The sequence below is a fragment of the Shewanella sp. genome (assembly GCF_041630135.1).
In the GTDB taxonomy this organism is placed as follows: Bacteria; Pseudomonadota; Gammaproteobacteria; order Enterobacterales; family Shewanellaceae; genus Shewanella.
Window position 1 is genome coordinate 1 of record NZ_JBFKLW010000052.1, and the last position, 15,644, is coordinate 15,644.

16 protein-coding genes and 1 pseudogene are annotated in these 15,644 nt (G+C 54.3%); 13 read left to right on the forward strand and 4 right to left on the reverse strand.

Annotated features, from left to right (window positions below; genetic code table 11):
* Positions 1 to 80, forward strand: a pseudogene (locus ABYK60_RS13675) (IS200/IS605 family transposase); the annotation flags it as partial.
* 77 nt (positions 81 to 157) lie between these two features.
* On the opposite strand, the gene ABYK60_RS13680 reads toward ABYK60_RS13675, so the two are convergent.
* The 4 genes from ABYK60_RS13680 to hslR all read right to left on the reverse strand — a co-directional run bounded on the left by ABYK60_RS13680 (position 158) and on the right by hslR (position 3,867).
* Entirely contained in the window at positions 158 to 562 is a 405-nt protein-coding gene (locus ABYK60_RS13680) for an ExbD/TolR family protein (RefSeq protein ID WP_372872577.1), read from the reverse strand.
* Positions 563 to 815: 253 nt separating this feature from the next.
* Entirely contained in the window at positions 816 to 2,357 is a 1,542-nt protein-coding gene (locus ABYK60_RS13685; RefSeq protein WP_372872578.1) for a phosphoenolpyruvate carboxykinase, read from the reverse strand.
* A gap of 198 nt (positions 2,358 to 2,555) precedes the next feature.
* Positions 2,556 to 3,425, reverse strand: coding sequence for an Hsp33 family molecular chaperone HslO (hslO, locus tag ABYK60_RS13690; protein WP_372872579.1), 870 nt, complete (start codon positions 3,423 to 3,425; stop codon positions 2,556 to 2,558).
* Positions 3,426 to 3,462: 37 nt separating this feature from the next.
* Positions 3,463 to 3,867, reverse strand: a complete 405-nt coding sequence (gene hslR / locus ABYK60_RS13695) for a ribosome-associated heat shock protein Hsp15 (protein WP_372872580.1) — start codon at positions 3,865 to 3,867, stop codon at positions 3,463 to 3,465.
* Between the two features lie 267 nt (positions 3,868 to 4,134).
* Here hslR and gspC point away from each other — a divergent pair, with 267 nt between their 5' ends.
* The 12 genes from gspC to ABYK60_RS13755 are packed head-to-tail and all read left to right on the forward strand — an operon-like array spanning position 4,135 to position 15,633.
* Positions 4,135 to 5,043 carry a type II secretion system protein GspC gene (gene gspC, locus ABYK60_RS13700; RefSeq protein ID WP_372872581.1) on the forward strand — a complete coding sequence of 303 codons (909 nt, stop codon included), beginning with the start codon at positions 4,135 to 4,137 and terminating at the stop codon, positions 5,041 to 5,043.
* Positions 5,044 to 5,070: 27 nt separating this feature from the next.
* Positions 5,071 to 7,170 (forward strand): type II secretion system secretin GspD, encoded by a 2,100-nt coding sequence (gspD, locus tag ABYK60_RS13705; RefSeq protein WP_372872582.1) that lies wholly within the window; start codon positions 5,071 to 5,073, stop codon positions 7,168 to 7,170.
* Positions 7,171 to 7,181: 11 nt separating this feature from the next.
* Positions 7,182 to 8,744 carry a type II secretion system ATPase GspE gene (gene gspE, locus ABYK60_RS13710; RefSeq protein ID WP_372872583.1) on the forward strand — a complete coding sequence of 521 codons (1,563 nt, stop codon included), beginning with the start codon at positions 7,182 to 7,184 and terminating at the stop codon, positions 8,742 to 8,744.
* Between the two features lie 3 nt (positions 8,745 to 8,747).
* A complete protein-coding gene (gene gspF / locus ABYK60_RS13715) occupies positions 8,748 to 9,971 on the forward strand; it encodes a type II secretion system inner membrane protein GspF (protein ID WP_372872584.1) in 1,224 nt (407 codons plus the stop codon).
* Between the two features lie 34 nt (positions 9,972 to 10,005).
* Complete coding sequence (gspG, locus tag ABYK60_RS13720; protein ID WP_372872585.1) at positions 10,006 to 10,440, forward strand: type II secretion system major pseudopilin GspG; 435 nt, start codon at positions 10,006 to 10,008, stop codon at positions 10,438 to 10,440.
* 12 nt (positions 10,441 to 10,452) lie between these two features.
* Positions 10,453 to 11,022 (forward strand): type II secretion system minor pseudopilin GspH, encoded by a 570-nt coding sequence (gspH, locus tag ABYK60_RS13725; protein ID WP_372872586.1) that lies wholly within the window; start codon positions 10,453 to 10,455, stop codon positions 11,020 to 11,022.
* Positions 11,009 to 11,395 (forward strand): type II secretion system minor pseudopilin GspI, encoded by a 387-nt coding sequence (gspI, locus tag ABYK60_RS13730; protein WP_372872587.1) that lies wholly within the window; start codon positions 11,009 to 11,011, stop codon positions 11,393 to 11,395. The genes gspH and gspI overlap by 14 nt, the downstream gene beginning before the upstream one ends.
* Before the next feature lie 10 nt (positions 11,396 to 11,405).
* Positions 11,406 to 12,173: a type II secretion system minor pseudopilin GspJ gene (gspJ, locus tag ABYK60_RS13735; protein WP_372872588.1), complete on the forward strand. Its 768-nt coding sequence runs from the start codon at positions 11,406 to 11,408 to the stop codon at positions 12,171 to 12,173.
* Positions 12,173 to 13,147 (forward strand): type II secretion system minor pseudopilin GspK, encoded by a 975-nt coding sequence (gspK, locus tag ABYK60_RS13740; protein ID WP_372872589.1) that lies wholly within the window; start codon positions 12,173 to 12,175, stop codon positions 13,145 to 13,147. The genes gspJ and gspK overlap by 1 nt, the downstream gene beginning before the upstream one ends.
* A 43-nt stretch (positions 13,148 to 13,190) precedes the next feature.
* Positions 13,191 to 14,381 (forward strand): type II secretion system protein GspL, encoded by a 1,191-nt coding sequence (gene gspL, locus ABYK60_RS13745; protein WP_372872590.1) that lies wholly within the window; start codon positions 13,191 to 13,193, stop codon positions 14,379 to 14,381.
* Between the two features lies 1 nt (position 14,382).
* Complete coding sequence (locus ABYK60_RS13750) at positions 14,383 to 14,859, forward strand: type II secretion system protein M (protein WP_372872591.1); 477 nt, start codon at positions 14,383 to 14,385, stop codon at positions 14,857 to 14,859.
* Positions 14,860 to 14,877: 18 nt separating this feature from the next.
* Positions 14,878 to 15,633 (forward strand): type II secretion system protein N, encoded by a 756-nt coding sequence (locus ABYK60_RS13755; RefSeq protein ID WP_372872592.1) that lies wholly within the window; start codon positions 14,878 to 14,880, stop codon positions 15,631 to 15,633.
* The last annotated feature ends 11 nt before the right edge of the window (positions 15,634 to 15,644 follow it).

The window sequence follows — 15,644 nt, forward strand, 5'->3', positions numbered from 1 at the left end:
ACGAAGAGATAATTCGCCGATATGTGAGACATCAAGAGAAAGCGGAAAGGCAAGAGCAAGCTCAGCTTGCTCTGGAATAGAAGGCCCCCTTTTAGGGGGTTAACGCAAAGCCACCTTCTTCAGAAGGTGGATTATTTACTTGTGGTCAGGCTGATGGCTAGTCGTCGGATTGGGTGACTGAAACCTTGCTGACACCGGCTGTTTTGACTCTGTCCATCACACCAACCACGACACCGTGGAGAGTCTCCCCTTCGGCTTGAATTAGCACTGCCGCCCCCGGCGTTTCCGCCAGCTTGCGTTCTACATTGGCTGTCACCCTTTCCATATCGACCAGCCGGCCTTCCATGGTCACCATCCCGGACTTATTGACCGTGATAAGAATATTGTCGCCTTTGGAATTGGATTTCTGGGCATTTTCGGGCTTGTTGTAATCAATCCCCATAGGTTTCACAAATGAGGTGGTTACAATGAAGAAAATCAACATGATAAAAATAATGTCGAGCATAGGAGTCATATCAACTTTGGCTTCTTCATGCTCGGCGGAGTATTTCTTAAATGGCATATTTGATCCCCCTGAAACTACCTGGTTGTGTATCCTGGCCTTTTGCTGCGAAAGGATGATTTCTTAATCATTTTTTGCACCACGGATTTGGACTTGTCCAGTTAAAAACTGAACAGAGGGCAGGAACATAGCGTTTTAATGATTAAGCTCAAATTAATATATGGATCAGGGGTATTAATCAGGAATGTAGTTATGTTGAGTTTGCAAAAAAAACGGCTCCTTCAAGGGAGCCGTTTTTTACGTCAGGAATCGCTTAGGCTTTTGGGCCGGCGTTCTTGATTGAATCAGGTACCTGATACTTGGCGAAATTGGCCTGGAACTCTTCGGCCAGCTTCTGGGCGTATTGTTCGTATTTGGCCTTGTCGGCCCAGGTGTTAACCGGGTTCAGCAGGGCACTGTCTACGCCAGGCACGGCTACCGGCACTTCCAGATTCAGCTTATCCAGATGCACAGTTTCAACATCGGCCAGTTCACCGCTGACGATGGCGTCAACAATGGCACGGGTGGTTGGGATGTCGAAACGCTTACCTACACCATATGGACCACCGGTCCAGCCTGTGTTGACCAGGTAAACCTTGCTGTCGAATGCTTCGATGCGCTTCATCAGCAGCTCGGCGTATACGCCAGCAGGACGAGGGAAGAAAGGTGCACCGAAACAGGTTGAGAAAGTCGACTGAATCGCAGCGGTGGAGCCCATCTCGGTGGAGCCAACTTTAGCAGTATAGCCAGACAGGAAGTGGTAAGCGGCCTGTTCCTTGGTCAGCTTGGACACAGGAGGCAGTACGCCGGATACGTCACAGGTCAGGAACACCACGGCCCGTGGCTCACCGCCACGGTTGGCTTCCTGGCGCTGGGCGATGTGCTCCAGCGGGTAGGCGGCGCGGGTGTTCTCGGTCAGGCTGGAGTTTTTGTAATCAGGTACGCGCTTGTCGTCCAGTACCACGTTTTCCAGCACGGTGCCGAAACGGATGGCATCCCAAATCACCGGCTCGTTCTTCTGGCTCAGGTCGATACACTTGGCGTAGCAGCCGCCTTCGATGTTGAATACGCTGCCTGGGGCCCAGCCGTGCTCGTCGTCACCGATGAGGAAGCGCTTGGGATCGGCAGACAGGGTAGTCTTGCCGGTACCGGACAGACCGAAGAACAGGGTGGTGTCGCCTTCTTTGCCCACGTTGGCGGAGCAGTGCATTGGCAGCACGCCCTTGGCCGGCAGAAGGAAGTTCTGCACCGAGAACATAGACTTTTTCATCTCACCGGCATACTTAAGACCAGCGAGCAGCACTTTGCGCTCAGCAAAGTTGATGATAACAGTGGCTTCAGATGCTGTACCGTCGCGCTCTGGCTCACATACAAAACCGGGGGCGTTCATGATTTGCCACACATCTTTACCGGCCTTGTTGAAGGTTTCGGGAATGATGAACAGGTTGCGGGCAAACAGTTGGTGCCAGGCATATTCGGTGGTCACGGTAACAGGCAGGTAGTGCTCAGGGTCGGCACCCACTTCCAGATCGGATACGAACACTTCTTTGTTGGCCAGATAAGCTTCAACGCGATCCCACAGAGCATTGAAAGCATCGGCTGCGAAAGGCTTGTTGACTGAACCCCATTCGATATCGGCTTCTGAACCGGCCTCTTTTACGATGAAGCGATCGTTGGGAGAGCGGCCGGTACGGGCTCCGGTCTTGGCAACCAGGGCGCCATTGGCGGTCAGTTCTCCTTCACCTCTGCCAAGCGCCAGTTCTACCAGCTCGGCCGTTGAGGGATTACGGTGTACGCGGTTGATTCCATCCGCCATAGGTAAGGTCTCCAAATTTCAAGAGGTTTTCTATTTATGGTACCGATCTGAGTTGCCGGTTTAGGGTGCGCCCTGATGAGTGGGTCTGGCGCCCGCGCTGATTGTAACTTAAGCGGGTGGCAATGTGTGAGCCGGATCTGAAAAATCGTCAAAAAAAACGGACGCGTAATGGCGTCCGTTTGGTGGCTGTGATCGTTGTCACTGTTTTGTGCTGTCTGCATCTGCCAGGGAGCTATTGGCGTAGATAGTTTCCACATCGATAGCGTCAAAACGATACTGGCTGTTGCAGTACTCGCAGCCCATCTCAATCTGGCCCTGTTCGGCGAGGATTTCGAGGATTTCGGCTTTCTCAATGCTGCGAATAGCGGCGGCACTGCGTTCACGGGAGCAGGTGCACTTAAAGCTGATGTCCACAGGATCGAACAGACGGACTTCTTCCTCGTGGTACAGGCGATGCAACACTTCTTCCGCCGGCAGTTCCAGTAGTTCTTCCTGCTTGATGGTGGCGGTGAGGGTAGTCAGGTGCTCGTATTCGGCATTGTGGTCTTTTTCGCTTGGCAGTACCTGCAGGAAGATACCGGCGGCACGTTCGCCATCGGCAAACAGCCAAATACCTGTGGGCAGCTGTTCAGATTGCTGGAAGTAGTCCTGGATACACTCGGCCAGCGTTGGCTTATCGAGTGCCACTACGCCCTGATAGCGCTCACCTTCATCCGGCGTCAGGGTGATAACAATATAACCCTGACCAAACAGATCACTGAGGCTGGCATCATCACCGAGCTCGCCATCCCAGCGTGCCACACCGCGCAGTTGCTGGTGGTTGTTGCCGTTGATCACCGCCAGTGATACGGGGCCATCCCCTTGTACCTGTACAGCGATATCACCGCTGAACTTAAGGGTGGCTGTCAGCAGTGAGGTGGCGGCCATCAGCTCACCGAGGAAACGGCGCAGTACTGCCGGGTATTCATGGGCATTCACCACTGACTGATAGGCGTCAGCCAGTTGGACCAGCTCACCGCGGACGTCGGCATTGTCAAACAGGTATCTGTATAAAGTGTCTTTGTTCATCTTGCTGTCTTCTAATCGGTATCGGCTCAGTGCCAAATTAATAGTCGCCGGATTTTGCCCTTAACAGCTCGCGCCGCTGCTTCTTGTCAGGCTTGGTATCCGGTGACGGATTGTTCAGTATGTTCAGGCGCCTCGCTTCGGCATTGTCAGCGCGTTTACGCGCGCTCTCGGGCGTTTCCTGATACAAGGTCTGGGCGATGCTGGCATTTTGTCGCTGTTCCGACAACTTCACAATCACCACCTCTTTTTCGTCATATCCCTGACGTATCTTCACAATGGCACCCACTTCCGCATTCTTGCTGGATTTGGTGCGGGCGCCGTTGTAATGTACTTTACCGCCGTTAATCATCTCTTTGGCCAGAGCCCGGGTCTTGTAAAAACGGGCAGCCCAAAGCCATTTGTCCAAACGAACGGATTGTGGGGGTTGGTGCTTTTGATCCACGCGCGCTCCACTTTTGCAAATATTTGCAACATTTAAGGAGTGAGATCACAGCTTGGGAAGCCATAGCTTTGATTCAGCCGCATAAAAACTGTTTTAGCGGCCTGCCTCACACCCTTTTCGGGCGCGCAAAGTTAGCATAAATAGCTCAAAATGGCCATAACCACCGCTGTTATGGGCTTGTTGCCGTGTTATGGCTGGGTTAGCATGATACAGGTTTTTCTAAAATATTTAATCAGAACAGAGACCTGTTAAGAGGGTCCGTAAATTATGGATTTATTGGATAAAGTGATTGCACGGGCGGGAAGCATTCCGCATAAGCCACTGAGCAAGCTTACCTTTTGGTTGGGGTTCGCGGTGTGCTGTTATTTGGTGGCCGAGATCAGCTGGCGATTGGTACCTGTGCAGTCGGATGCTGTGGCCTGGCGCCCCAGCCCAGTCAACGCCGGCGGCGGCAGTGACAACGTCGATTTGGATGGCCTCAAGTCGTTGTCCCTGTTTGGTAAGGCCGACAGCAAGCCAAAGGAAAAACCGGTTCAGGAAGTCATTACCGACGCGCCTAAAACTTCGCTCTCTATCGTACTGACCGGCATTGTGGCCTCCACTGCCGAGCAGAAGGGGCTGGCTATCATCGAGTCTGGTGGTAATCAGGAAACCTATGAGTTGGGTGAAAAAATCAAAGGTACCTCGGCGTCGCTCAAAGAGGTCTATGCCGATCGGGTGATCATAACCAACGCTGGTCGCTACGAGACCCTGATGCTCGATGGTGTTCCTTACACCAATTCTCCTGCTGTTCCCGCCAATAATAGTCGCCGTGAACGCGACGAAGATGTGCGCCGCATCGATATGCGCGGCGATGACGTTGGTGCTGAGTTGTCTTCTTCCCGTGATGAGTTGCTGGCCGATCCCAGCAAAATCACCGATTACATTTCTATTTCTCCGGTGACCCGTGGTGAAGATCTCGCGGGGTATCGTTTGCAGCCGGGCAAAGACCCAGGCTTGTTCACCCAGGCAGGCCTCAAGTCCGGAGACCTGGCCAAGTCCATCAATGGTTACGATTTGACCGTCAGCACCCAGGCGTTGGAGCTGATGGGACAGCTGTCCGAACTCACCGAAATATCAGTGATGGTCGAACGCGAAGGTCAGCTGGTGGAAATCATGTTCAGTTTGCCGCAATAAGCACAAGATTTAGGGGATAAGAATTAGATGAATAACAAAGGATTCCGACGCAAACTGATTGCCAGCCTGGTAGCCGGCACAGTATTGCTTTCGCCTGTGATGGTGTCCGCGGCCGATGAACAGCTGGCTCCAAGCTTTAAAAATGCAGAAATTCAGGAGTTTATCAACACAGTTGGTAAGCGTCTGAACAAGACCATCATCGTTGACCCCACCATTCGCGGCAAGATTAATGTCAGAAGTTACGATAACCTCACCGAAGACCAGTACTTCCAGTTCTTCCTGAACGTGCTGCAGGTGTATGGCTACGCCGTGGTGGAAATGGAAAATGGCGTGCTCAAGGTCATCAAGGACAAGGATGCCAAAACCTCCAATATCCGCGTCGCTGATGACAGCACTCCCGGCTTGGGTGATGAGCTGGTCACCCGCATTGTGCCACTGTACAACTCCGAGGCCAAACAGCTGGCGCCGCTGTTGCGTCAGCTGAACGACAACGCAGGTGGCGGTAACGTGGTTAACTATGACCCGTCCAACGTGCTGATGCTCACTGGCCGTGCTGCCGTGGTCAACAAGTTGGTGGAAATCGTCAAGCGAGTCGATAAGCAGGGCGACACCGAAGTGCTGGTGGTACCGCTGCAGCACGCTTCGGCCTCTGAAATGGTGCGGATTATCGATACCCTTTACCGAGCTTCTGCCAACCAGGCTCAGCTGCCGGGTCAGGCCCCCAAGGTGGTGGCTGATGAGCGTATTAACGCCGTGGTGATCAGTGGTGATGAGAAGAGCCGCCAGCGGGTAGTGGAGTTGGTGAAGCGTCTTGACGCCGAGCAGGCCAATACAGGTAATACCAAGGTGCGTTATCTGCGTTACGCCAAGGCAGAAGATCTGGTTGAAGTGCTTACCGGCTTTGCCCAGAAGCTGGAAGCCGATAAAGACGGCGCTCAGCAGGCGCCCGGCAAGCGTCGTAATCAAATTAATATCATGGCTCATACCGACACCAATGCCCTGGTGATCAGCGCCGAGCCGGATCAGATGCGCACCCTCGAGAGCGTGATTAACCAGCTCGATATCCGCCGTGCCCAGGTATTGGTGGAAGCCATTATCGTGGAAGTGGCAGAAGGCGATGATGTGGGCTTTGGCGTGCAGTGGGCGACGGAGGCCGGAGGTGGCACTCAGTTCAACAACCTTGGCCCCACCATCGGAGAAATTGGAGCAGGGATCTGGAAGGCACGTCCTATTGAAGGCGATTATGTCTGTTCCGGCAGCAACCTCGATAACTGTAAGAAGAATCCGGATAAGCAAGGGGATATCACCCTGCTGGCCCAGGCGCTTGGCAAGGTGAATGGTATGGCATGGGGTGTGGCCATGGGTGACTTCGGTGCCCTTATTCAGGCCGTGTCCTCCGACACCAACTCCAACGTGCTGGCGACCCCGTCCATCACCACCCTGGATAACCAGGAAGCCGCCTTTATTGTGGGTGACGAAGTGCCTATTCTCACCGGTGCACAGAACTCCAGCAACGGCAACTCCAACCCTTTCCAGACCGTAGAGCGTAAGGAAGTGGGCGTGAAGCTTAAAGTCACGCCGCAGATCAACGAAGGCAATGCGGTTAAGCTGGCCATTGAGCAGGAAGTATCAGGTATCAATGGTAAAACCGGTGTCGACGTGACCTTTGCTACCCGCCGTTTGACCACCACTGTGATGGCCGATTCGGGCCAGATTGTGGTACTGGGCGGTCTTATCAACGAAGAAGTGCAGGAAAGCGTGCAGAAGGTGCCTATCCTCGGCGACATTCCGCTGCTTGGCCACCTGTTCAAGTCGTCTTCCAGCGGCAAGAAAAAGAAAAACCTGATGGTGTTTATCAAACCCACCATCATCCGTGACGGTATCACCATGGAAGGCATTGCCGGTCGCAAGTACAACTACTTCCGCGCGCTGCAGTTGCAGCAGCAGGAACGTGGTGTGAATCTGATGCCCAATACCGATGTGCCTGTTCTGGAAGAGTGGAATCAGTCAGACTATCTGCCACCAGAGGTGAACGATATTCTCGAGCGCTACAAAGAAGGCAAGGGCCTGGACACCGACATGCGTGAAAAGGACGCCGCTCTGAATTACATCAACGAGAACAAGTGATGGGCGAGCCTATGAGTGATATCAACCAGGGCGAAAGCCTCGAGCTTTTGTCGGGTGAGCTGGGCGTCAGTGCCGAGTCCCAGGCGGATGAGGCATACCACTCCAATAGCCGTGAACGTCTGCCATTTGCCTTTGCTCATCGTTTCGGTCTGGTGCTGGCAAAAGATGAGTCCGGCAACCTGGGATTGTATTACACCGAGAAGACGCCGCTGACAGCCTTGCTTGAGGTGCGCCGTTATGCCGGAGAAGCCGTGCCTTTACAGCGGCTGGAGCAAGCGGCCTTCGAGGCTAAGCTGACCCAGGCCTATCAGGCCAACTCTTCTGAAGCGCAGCAGCTGATGGAAGATATCGGCAACGAGATGGATTTGTTCACCCTCGCCGAAGAGCTGCCGCAAACCGAAGACCTGCTGGAGGGCGACGATGATGCGCCCATCATCCGGCTGATTAACGCGCTCTTATCTGAAGCCATCAAAGAAGAGGCGTCGGATATCCACATTGAAACCTACGAAAAGCAGCTGGTGGTGCGTTTCCGGGTGGACGGGGTACTCAAGGAAGTGCTCAAGCCCAACCGTAAGCTGTCGTCACTGCTGGTAAGCCGTATCAAGGTAATGGCCCGTCTGGACATCGCCGAGAAGCGGGTGCCCCAGGATGGTCGTATTTCACTGCGCATTGGCGGCCGCGCCGTGGATGTGCGGGTATCGACCATGCCGTCCAGCCACGGTGAGCGAGTGGTACTGCGTTTGCTGGATAAAAATGCCGGTAACCTCAATCTGGCACAGCTGGGGATGACAGAATCCATCCGCAAGCGTTTCGATGAGCAAATTCGTAAGCCCCACGGTATTCTGCTGGTCACCGGCCCCACGGGTTCCGGTAAGAGTACGACCCTGTATGCGGGTCTGACCGAGATTAACTCCCGCGATACCAACATCCTCACGGTGGAAGATCCCATCGAATATGAGCTGGAAGGTATAGGTCAAACCCAGGTGAACACCAAGGTGGATATGACCTTCGCCCGCGGCCTGCGTGCGATTTTGCGTCAGGATCCCGATGTGGTGATGATAGGTGAAATCCGTGACCTTGAGACCGCCCAGATTGCGGTGCAGGCCTCGCTCACCGGTCACCTGGTGATTTCCACCTTGCACACCAACACCGCCTCCGGCGCCATTACCCGTTTGCAGGACATGGGGGTTGAACCCTTCCTGGTATCATCGAGTTTGCTTGGCGTGCTGGCTCAGCGTTTGGTGCGTACTCTGTGCTCCAATTGTAAAGAGGCCCATGTGCCTGACGAGCGTGAGCGCGAGTTGCTTGGCATTGGCAATGAAAATGCGGTGATTTACCGCGCCACTGGCTGCAAGCACTGTGGCCACAACGGTTATCGTGGCCGTACCGGTATCCACGAGTTGCTGCTGGTGGATGACACTGTGCGCGAGCTTATTCACGGCGGCCGTGGCGAACTGGCCATTGAAAAGTACATTCGCCAGTCGGTGCCCAGCATTCGTCACGACGGCATGCAGAAGGTACTCGCGGGCATTACCACCCTCGAAGAAGTACTGCGGGTCACCCGCGAGGAGTAATGCATGCCGGCTTTTGAATACAAGGCGCTCGACGGCAAGGGCAAGCAGCAAAAAGGCGTGGTCGAAGCCGACAGCGCCCGCCACGCCCGCAGCCAGTTAAGAGACATGCGCTTGATGCCACTGGAAATCGAGCCGGTGGTGGAAAAGGAAACCAAGGCCAAGGGCGCAGGTTTCACGGTGTTTCGCCGAGGCATTTCGGTGGCCGAGCTTGCGCTTATCACCCGCCAGATAGCGACCCTTGTGGCATCCGGTCTGCCAGTGGAAGAAGCGCTGAAGGCCGTAGGTCAGCAGTGCGAGAAAGACCGGTTGGCGTCCATGGTGATGGCAGTGCGCTCGCGGGTGGTGGAAGGCTACTCGCTTGCCGACTCCATGGCCGAATTTCCCCATATCTTTGATGATCTCTATCGCGCCATGGTGGCTTCGGGTGAAAAGTCCGGCCATCTGGAAGTGGTGCTTAATCGTCTTGCCGATTACACCGAGCGGCGCCAGCAGCTTAAATCCAAGCTCACTCAGGCGATGATTTATCCTGTGATGCTGACTCTGGTGGCTATTGGCGTGGTTGCTGTGCTGCTGGCAGCCGTGGTACCCAAGGTGGTATCGCAGTTTGAGCATTTGGGCCAGGAACTGCCGGCTACTACCCAGATTTTGATGGCCTCTTCAGCCTTTGTGCAGGATTATGGCCTGCTGATCCTCGGACTGCTGATTTTGGCCGTGGTGGTGTTCCAGCGGATGTTGACCAATGAAGCATTCAGGATGAAATACCATGTGTTTTTGTTGCGTCTGCCTGTGGTTGGTCGAGTGAGTCGCAGCATCAACACCGCCCGTTTCGCCCGAACCTTAAGTATTCTGAGCGCAAGTTCGGTACCGCTGCTTGATGGCATGCGTATTGCCAGCGATGTGATGCAAAACTTACGGGTGCGTGAAGCGGTCGAAGAAGCGACAGCCAGGGTGCGTGAGGGGACCAGCCTTGGCACGGCGCTTACCAATACCAAGCTGTTCCCGCCGATGATGCTGTATATGATAGCCTCGGGCGAAAAGAGTGGTCAGCTTGAAGATATGCTGGAGCGGGCCGCAGACAACCAGGACAGGGAATTCGAGGCCAATGTGAATCTGGCGTTGGGGGTGTTTCAACCCGCGCTGGTGATCAGCATGGCTGGGGTGGTGCTTTTTATCGTTCTCGCCATCCTGCAACCCATTCTGGAAATGAACAATATGATTGGCGGTTAAGCTGCCAAACTGATTTTTACAAGGAGATAGCTTGATGCAACAGCGCAAACAACAACGGGGTTTTACCCTGCTGGAAATCATGGTTGTGATCGTTATTCTGGGCCTGCTGGCGGCTATGGTGCTGCCAAACGTACTGGGTAATAAGGAGTCGGCCGACATTAAGAAAGCCGTGGCTGACATAGTGGCGCTGGAAAATGCACTGGACATGTACAAGCTGGATAACAGTGTGTACCCAACGACAGAGCAGGGGCTGGAAGCTTTGGTACAAAAGCCCACCATTTCCCCCGAGCCACGTAACTACCGTGATGGCGGCTATGTGAAGCGTCTGCCGCAGGATCCATGGCGCAACGATTACATGCTGTTAAGCCCGGGCGAGAACGGCAAGATTGATATTTTCAGCGCCGGCCCGGACATGCAGGCAGGTACCGAAGATGATATCGGTAACTGGAACCTGCAAAGCTTCCAGTAATACGGACATCCAGTGAAAGCACGTGGTTTTACCCTGATTGAAGTCTTGCTGGTGGTGCTCTTAATGGGCATTGCCGCGGCTGCGGTCACCCTGAGTTTACCTTCTTCGGGGATAAAACCAGAGCTGGATAAAGCCGCCACCCAATTTGTGGCTGCCACCGACCTTATCCGTGACGAGGCCGTGCTCAGCGGCCAGTTTTTGGGGGTGGTGGTAGAAGAAAATCAGTATCAGTATGTGATTTTCAAAGAGGGTAAATGGAACAGGCTGGAAAACGATCGCCTGCTGGCGCTGCGTGAAATGCAGCCCGGTATCAGCTTGAACCTGATTGTTGAAGGGCTGCCACTGGATCAGGAAGAAGAGCAGGAGTCCTGGTTCGATGAGCCTTTTATCGACGAGCCCAGCGCCGAAGAGAAAGCCAAGAATCCCGAACCGCAAATCCTGGTGTTTCCCAGCGGCGAGATGACAGCCTTTGAGCTGAATTTTCTTGGTCGCGAACAGCTCGGTGATGAAGTGACTGTGTTGGTCACAGGTGATGCTCTTGGGCGAGTGCGGATAGGGAGGCCGGACGATGCAGCCTTCTAAATACTCATTTCAGCAGCAGGGCATGACCCTGTTGGAAGTGATGATGGCGCTGGTGATTTTTTCAATTGCCGCTTTGTCACTCACCAAAAGCATGAGCGAAATGATTGGCAATCTGCCGATTCTGGAAGAGCGCACCCTGGCACAGTGGGTGGCAGATAACCAGATGGTGGATGCCCGCCTGGAGCCGGGATTTCCGGCCATAGGCAAAAAAGATGGCGAGCTCGAACTTGCCGGCCGTACCTGGTACTGGCGCAAAGAGGTGATTAAGACTACCGATGACAAATTTCGGCTGATCCGTATCAAGGTCAGCGACGATGACAGATATTCCCGCACCCTGGTCGAGATAAACAGCTATGTCTTTGATAAAGAATAAGGCTGGCGGTATGCCGGGGAGCAAAGCGGCACGCACTCGGGGCTTTACCCTGATTGAGATGCTACTGGCAATAGCGATATTTGCACTGCTGGGATTGGCGGCCAATGCCGTGCTCGGCACAGTGCTGAAAAACGATGAAGTAACTCAGGATTTCAGCGCCCGACTGCGGTATCTGCAGCAGGGCTTCGGCGCCATCGAGCGTGACCTTGGCCAGATGGTGGCGCGTACCCCACGGCTGCTGGAAGGTGGCCGTGGCAGCACAGTGCTGCAAACCGGTACCGACATGCTGGACAGTGAAAGTGAAGCCCTGGTGTTCTTTCGCATTGGCTGGCTCAACCCTGATGGTAAGTTGCCCCGGGGCAGTGTGCAGTCGGTGGCCTATGTGGTTATAGAGGGCAAGCTTGAGCGCTGGTATTACCCGTACCCTGAGCCGGAGTTTGGTGCCGAGCCCATAAAAGATGTGTTGTTTGATAAGGTGCTCGGGGTCGAATATGCGTTTTTTGTCGGTGAGAAGTGGGAGCGCAAGATAGACGCCACTGCCTTGCCGGCGGCCATCGCCATGGAAATCGAGCTGGAAGGTTTTGGCAAAATTCAGCGCAAGTTCCTGTTGCCCAAGGGCGCTGCCGCCAAGTCTGATGATGAGTCCGGGAAAGATGATGACTCCGGCAGCGGCAACAGTAATGACAACGGAACCGGAAACGGCTCAGGCGACGACTCTGGCAACGGCGAAGAAAAAGAAGAAGACGAGAACGGCCGTAACAACGGGAGGGAATACTGATGCGTAAACAGCGCGGTGTTGCCCTTATCGTGGTGCTGCTTATCGTTGCCATAGTTGCCGTGATTGCCAGTAACGTGACTGCCCGAAACCAAATCAGTATGAGGCGCACCATTAATCTGGCGCAGTACGATCAGGGTTATTGGTATGCACTGTCGGCAGAAGAGCTGGCACGTAAGGTGCTCAAGCAGGATTTGGACGACAGCGAAGGCAAGGTTCATCTGCAGCAGTACTGGGCGCTGGCGAATGTGGTTTTTCCGGTCGATGGTGGTGAAATCGGTGGAAAAATCAGTGATATGCGTGCTTGCTTCAATATTAATGCCCTGTCGGTAGCCTCCAAAGATGTCGAAAACGGCCAGCCGCAATTGCCCTTGGCGGCCAAGCAATTCAAAGCCTTATTGGTAGCGCTTGGAATGGATGATTTTGGCGCCGAGCGCCTGACCCATACCCTGAAAGACTATCTGGATGAAGATACCATCACCAGTCCTTTCGGTGCTGAGGATGCTGAGTATGAATCCCGCCCCGTACCGTACAGGGCGGCTAATACTCTGATGAACCACAAGAGTGAGCTCAGGGCAGTAATAGGCTTTACCGAAGATGTGTACCGCAAGTTGTCGCCCTATGTGTGCGCCATTCCCGGGAACGACCGCCAATTGCTGAACATCAATACCCTCAAGGTGGAGCAGGCGGCCATTTTGGTGGGCATGCTGGATGGACAAATCAGCGTAGGTGAGGCGGAAAACCTGATTAATCAGCGGCCATCCGATGGCTTCGATAACATAGATGACTTTTGGCAGCTGACCAGCGCCAAGGCCGACGATAAGATTAAATCCAGCATAGTGCTGGACAGTAAGTTCTTCCTGTTGGAAGCAGCGTCCAAACTGGATGACAGGGTGTTCCGGCTCGACAGTGTGCTGGCCCGTACCGGTGGCAACCATATGGATACCCTGACCCGCCAGTACGGCGGCCAGCAGTAAAAAGAACAACAAAACAGCCTCTTATTGAGGCCGGAGAATGACAGTGAGTGAAAGGCTATTTATCCGACTGGGCGCCAAGGCTCAGGACAGCTGTGCCTGGCTGATATGGTCAGAGCAGGAGCAGGAGATCATTGCCTCGGGAGAATTGTCCGGGGCAGACGCCCTCGCCACCCTGACTGAGCGTGCGGGCAACAGGCCCGTGGATATTCTGGTGCCCGCCTCCAGCATGACGCTGACGGAACTCAATCTGCCTGAAAAAGGCCAGCGCCAGGCACTTAAGGCGTTGCCGTTTATGCTGGAAGAAAATCTCGCCGACAACGTAGACGCTATGCACTTTGTGGTGGGTGGTCGAGAAGGTGAGCGTCTGGCGGTGGCCGCTGTAGCCCACGAGCAGATGCAGACCTGGCTTGGCTGGTTGCAGGAAGCTGGACTCAAGGCCCGCAAACTGGTGCCTGATTGTCTGGCGTTGCCACTGGAAAGCTGTGAATGGGCCGCCATGCTGATGGGACAGGAGCTGTTGGTTCGTACCGGTAAAGGGACGGGTCACAACCTGCCTCAGGACTGGCTGCCGGTGGCGTTGCCTATGCTGCTGGATAAACAGGAGATAGCGCCGACCGTAGCCACTTATAACGAAATTAATTTGCCCGGCGCTGAAGTCAGACAACAACAGCTTGATTTACCCATGCTGGTATTGGCGCGGGGTATTTTACAGGCGCCAATGAACCTGTTGACCGGCGCTTACAAACCCAAGCGTGAACTCAGTAAACATTTGCTGCAGTGGAAGAGTGCCGCCATTGTGGTGGCCGTGGCGCTGTTGCTGGCGTTGGTCGACAAGGGCCTGACCATCTATCAGGTGGGCCAGCAGGCCGACAGCCTCAAGGCCGAGAGTGAAGCCATTTATCGTCAGGTTATGCCGGGTTCAAACCGAATTGTTAACCTGCGCTCGCAATTGGACAGTGAGCTCAAAAAACTTTCTGGCAGTGGCAGCGGCAGTGAATTCTTTGCCATGTTGCAAAGCCTGAAAACCTCTTTTGCGGCGGTGCCTGAGCTGAAGCCAAACAGCCTGAGATTCGACAGCGCCCGCAATGAAATCCGTATGCAGGTCAGTGCCACTAACTACGCCCAAATCGAGAAGTTCAAAGAACTGGTGGCCAAGGATTTTGAATTGGATGCCGGCGCCATGAACTCGAGCGACGAAGCCGTGACCAGTACCCTGACCCTGAGGAGCCGCTAACATGGAAAAGCTGAAAGCCTGGTGGGAAAGTCTGGCTACCCGCGAACAGCAAATGGTGGGCGTTGGCGGCGTGATGTTGCTTATTGCCATCTTCTATTGGGGCATTTGGACACCTATTGCCAATGCCGAGGCAGATGCCGTGAATCGACTCAAGGCGCAGCAGCAGACGCTGGCCTATGTCAAAGAAACCGCCAACAAACTTGCCGGGCTGCGCCAAAGCGGCAGTCGTCCGACCATGCAGGGCAGTATTACCAATGTGGTTAACCAGACCGCTGGCCGCTATGGACTTACCATCACCCGGATGCAGCCCCAGGGCAATAAAATCCAGCTGTGGATGGATGATGTGCCTTTCGATGCGCTATTGGGTTACCTTGGCGATCTGGTGCAGCAAAAAGGTCTGTCGCTTGAATTGCTGGATGTGGGCGAGACCGATGCGCCCGGCATGGTAAAGGTTCGTCGAATTCAATTAGCCCAATAAGGGCAAAGGGTTAACTGCGTGTTGAAGAAGATTTTAATTGGCATCCTGCTGTATCTGGTGTTCCTGATAGCCTTGCTGCCCGCTTCTGTGGTGGTAGCACTTATTCCCATGCCAACAGGCGTGAATGTGGGCGGTGTCAGCGGCACTGTGTGGCAGGGGCAGGCGCAAACGATACAGATTAACGAGCGTCAGCTGGAACAGGTGCGTTGGGATATACAGTCGCTTAAGTTACTTACCGGCGCTGTGGTGGCCGATGTGCAGGTAGGCGGTCGCAGCTCAGCGCTGCAAATGAAAGGCGAACTTGGCTGGTCTCTCTCTGGTGCAAGGGTTGCCAATCTTAAGCTCGATACCGGCCACGGCTTTTTGCTGGGTAACACCAAGCTGCCCTTTGGTGCGAAAGTGGAAGGGGATGTCAGCCTGATGCTGGCGGAATTCCAGCAGGGTAAGCCCTGGTGCGATGCCTTAAGCGGCAAGCTGTTTGTTCAATACGCCAATCTTAAAAACCAGTTTGGCGAATATCCTCTTGGCAATATTGAACTGAACCTGAGTTGTGATGCAGGTCAGGTGCAGCTACTAGCCATGGAAGATAAAAATCAGCTGGGTCTGACAGGGTCAGTGTTGTTGGCCGACGAAGGTAAGCTGGTGGTGCAGGCCAAAATTCGTGAAACCGAGTTCCAGACCGCCGACATGAAAAAGGCACTGGCCTTCCTTGGCCGTAAAGATGCCGAAGGTTACTACCCCATCGTTTGGCAGGGGCGGATCCCCGGGGTTTGAGCAAACATAAA

What these genes read in the sequence shown, in the direction of transcription:
- gspF (WP_372872584.1), top strand. Translation starts at nt 8,748, where the DNA reads ATGCCGGCTTTTGAATACAAGGCGCTCGACGGCAAGGGCAAGCAGCAA.
- ABYK60_RS13680 (WP_372872577.1), bottom strand. Translation starts at nt 562, where the DNA reads ATGCCATTTAAGAAATACTCCGCCGAGCATGAAGAAGCCAAAGTTGAT.
- gspC (WP_372872581.1), top strand. Translation starts at nt 4,135, where the DNA reads ATGGATTTATTGGATAAAGTGATTGCACGGGCGGGAAGCATTCCGCAT.
- gspD (WP_372872582.1), top strand. Translation starts at nt 5,071, where the DNA reads ATGAATAACAAAGGATTCCGACGCAAACTGATTGCCAGCCTGGTAGCC.
- ABYK60_RS13750 (WP_372872591.1), top strand. Translation starts at nt 14,383, where the DNA reads ATGGAAAAGCTGAAAGCCTGGTGGGAAAGTCTGGCTACCCGCGAACAG.
- ABYK60_RS13685 (WP_372872578.1), bottom strand. Translation starts at nt 2,357, where the DNA reads ATGGCGGATGGAATCAACCGCGTACACCGTAATCCCTCAACGGCCGAG.
- gspJ (WP_372872588.1), top strand. Translation starts at nt 11,406, where the DNA reads ATGCCGGGGAGCAAAGCGGCACGCACTCGGGGCTTTACCCTGATTGAG.
- gspE (WP_372872583.1), top strand. Translation starts at nt 7,182, where the DNA reads ATGAGTGATATCAACCAGGGCGAAAGCCTCGAGCTTTTGTCGGGTGAG.
- hslO (WP_372872579.1), bottom strand. Translation starts at nt 3,425, where the DNA reads ATGAACAAAGACACTTTATACAGATACCTGTTTGACAATGCCGACGTC.
- gspG (WP_372872585.1), top strand. Translation starts at nt 10,006, where the DNA reads ATGCAACAGCGCAAACAACAACGGGGTTTTACCCTGCTGGAAATCATG.
- gspI (WP_372872587.1), top strand. Translation starts at nt 11,009, where the DNA reads ATGCAGCCTTCTAAATACTCATTTCAGCAGCAGGGCATGACCCTGTTG.
- gspK (WP_372872589.1), top strand. Translation starts at nt 12,173, where the DNA reads ATGCGTAAACAGCGCGGTGTTGCCCTTATCGTGGTGCTGCTTATCGTT.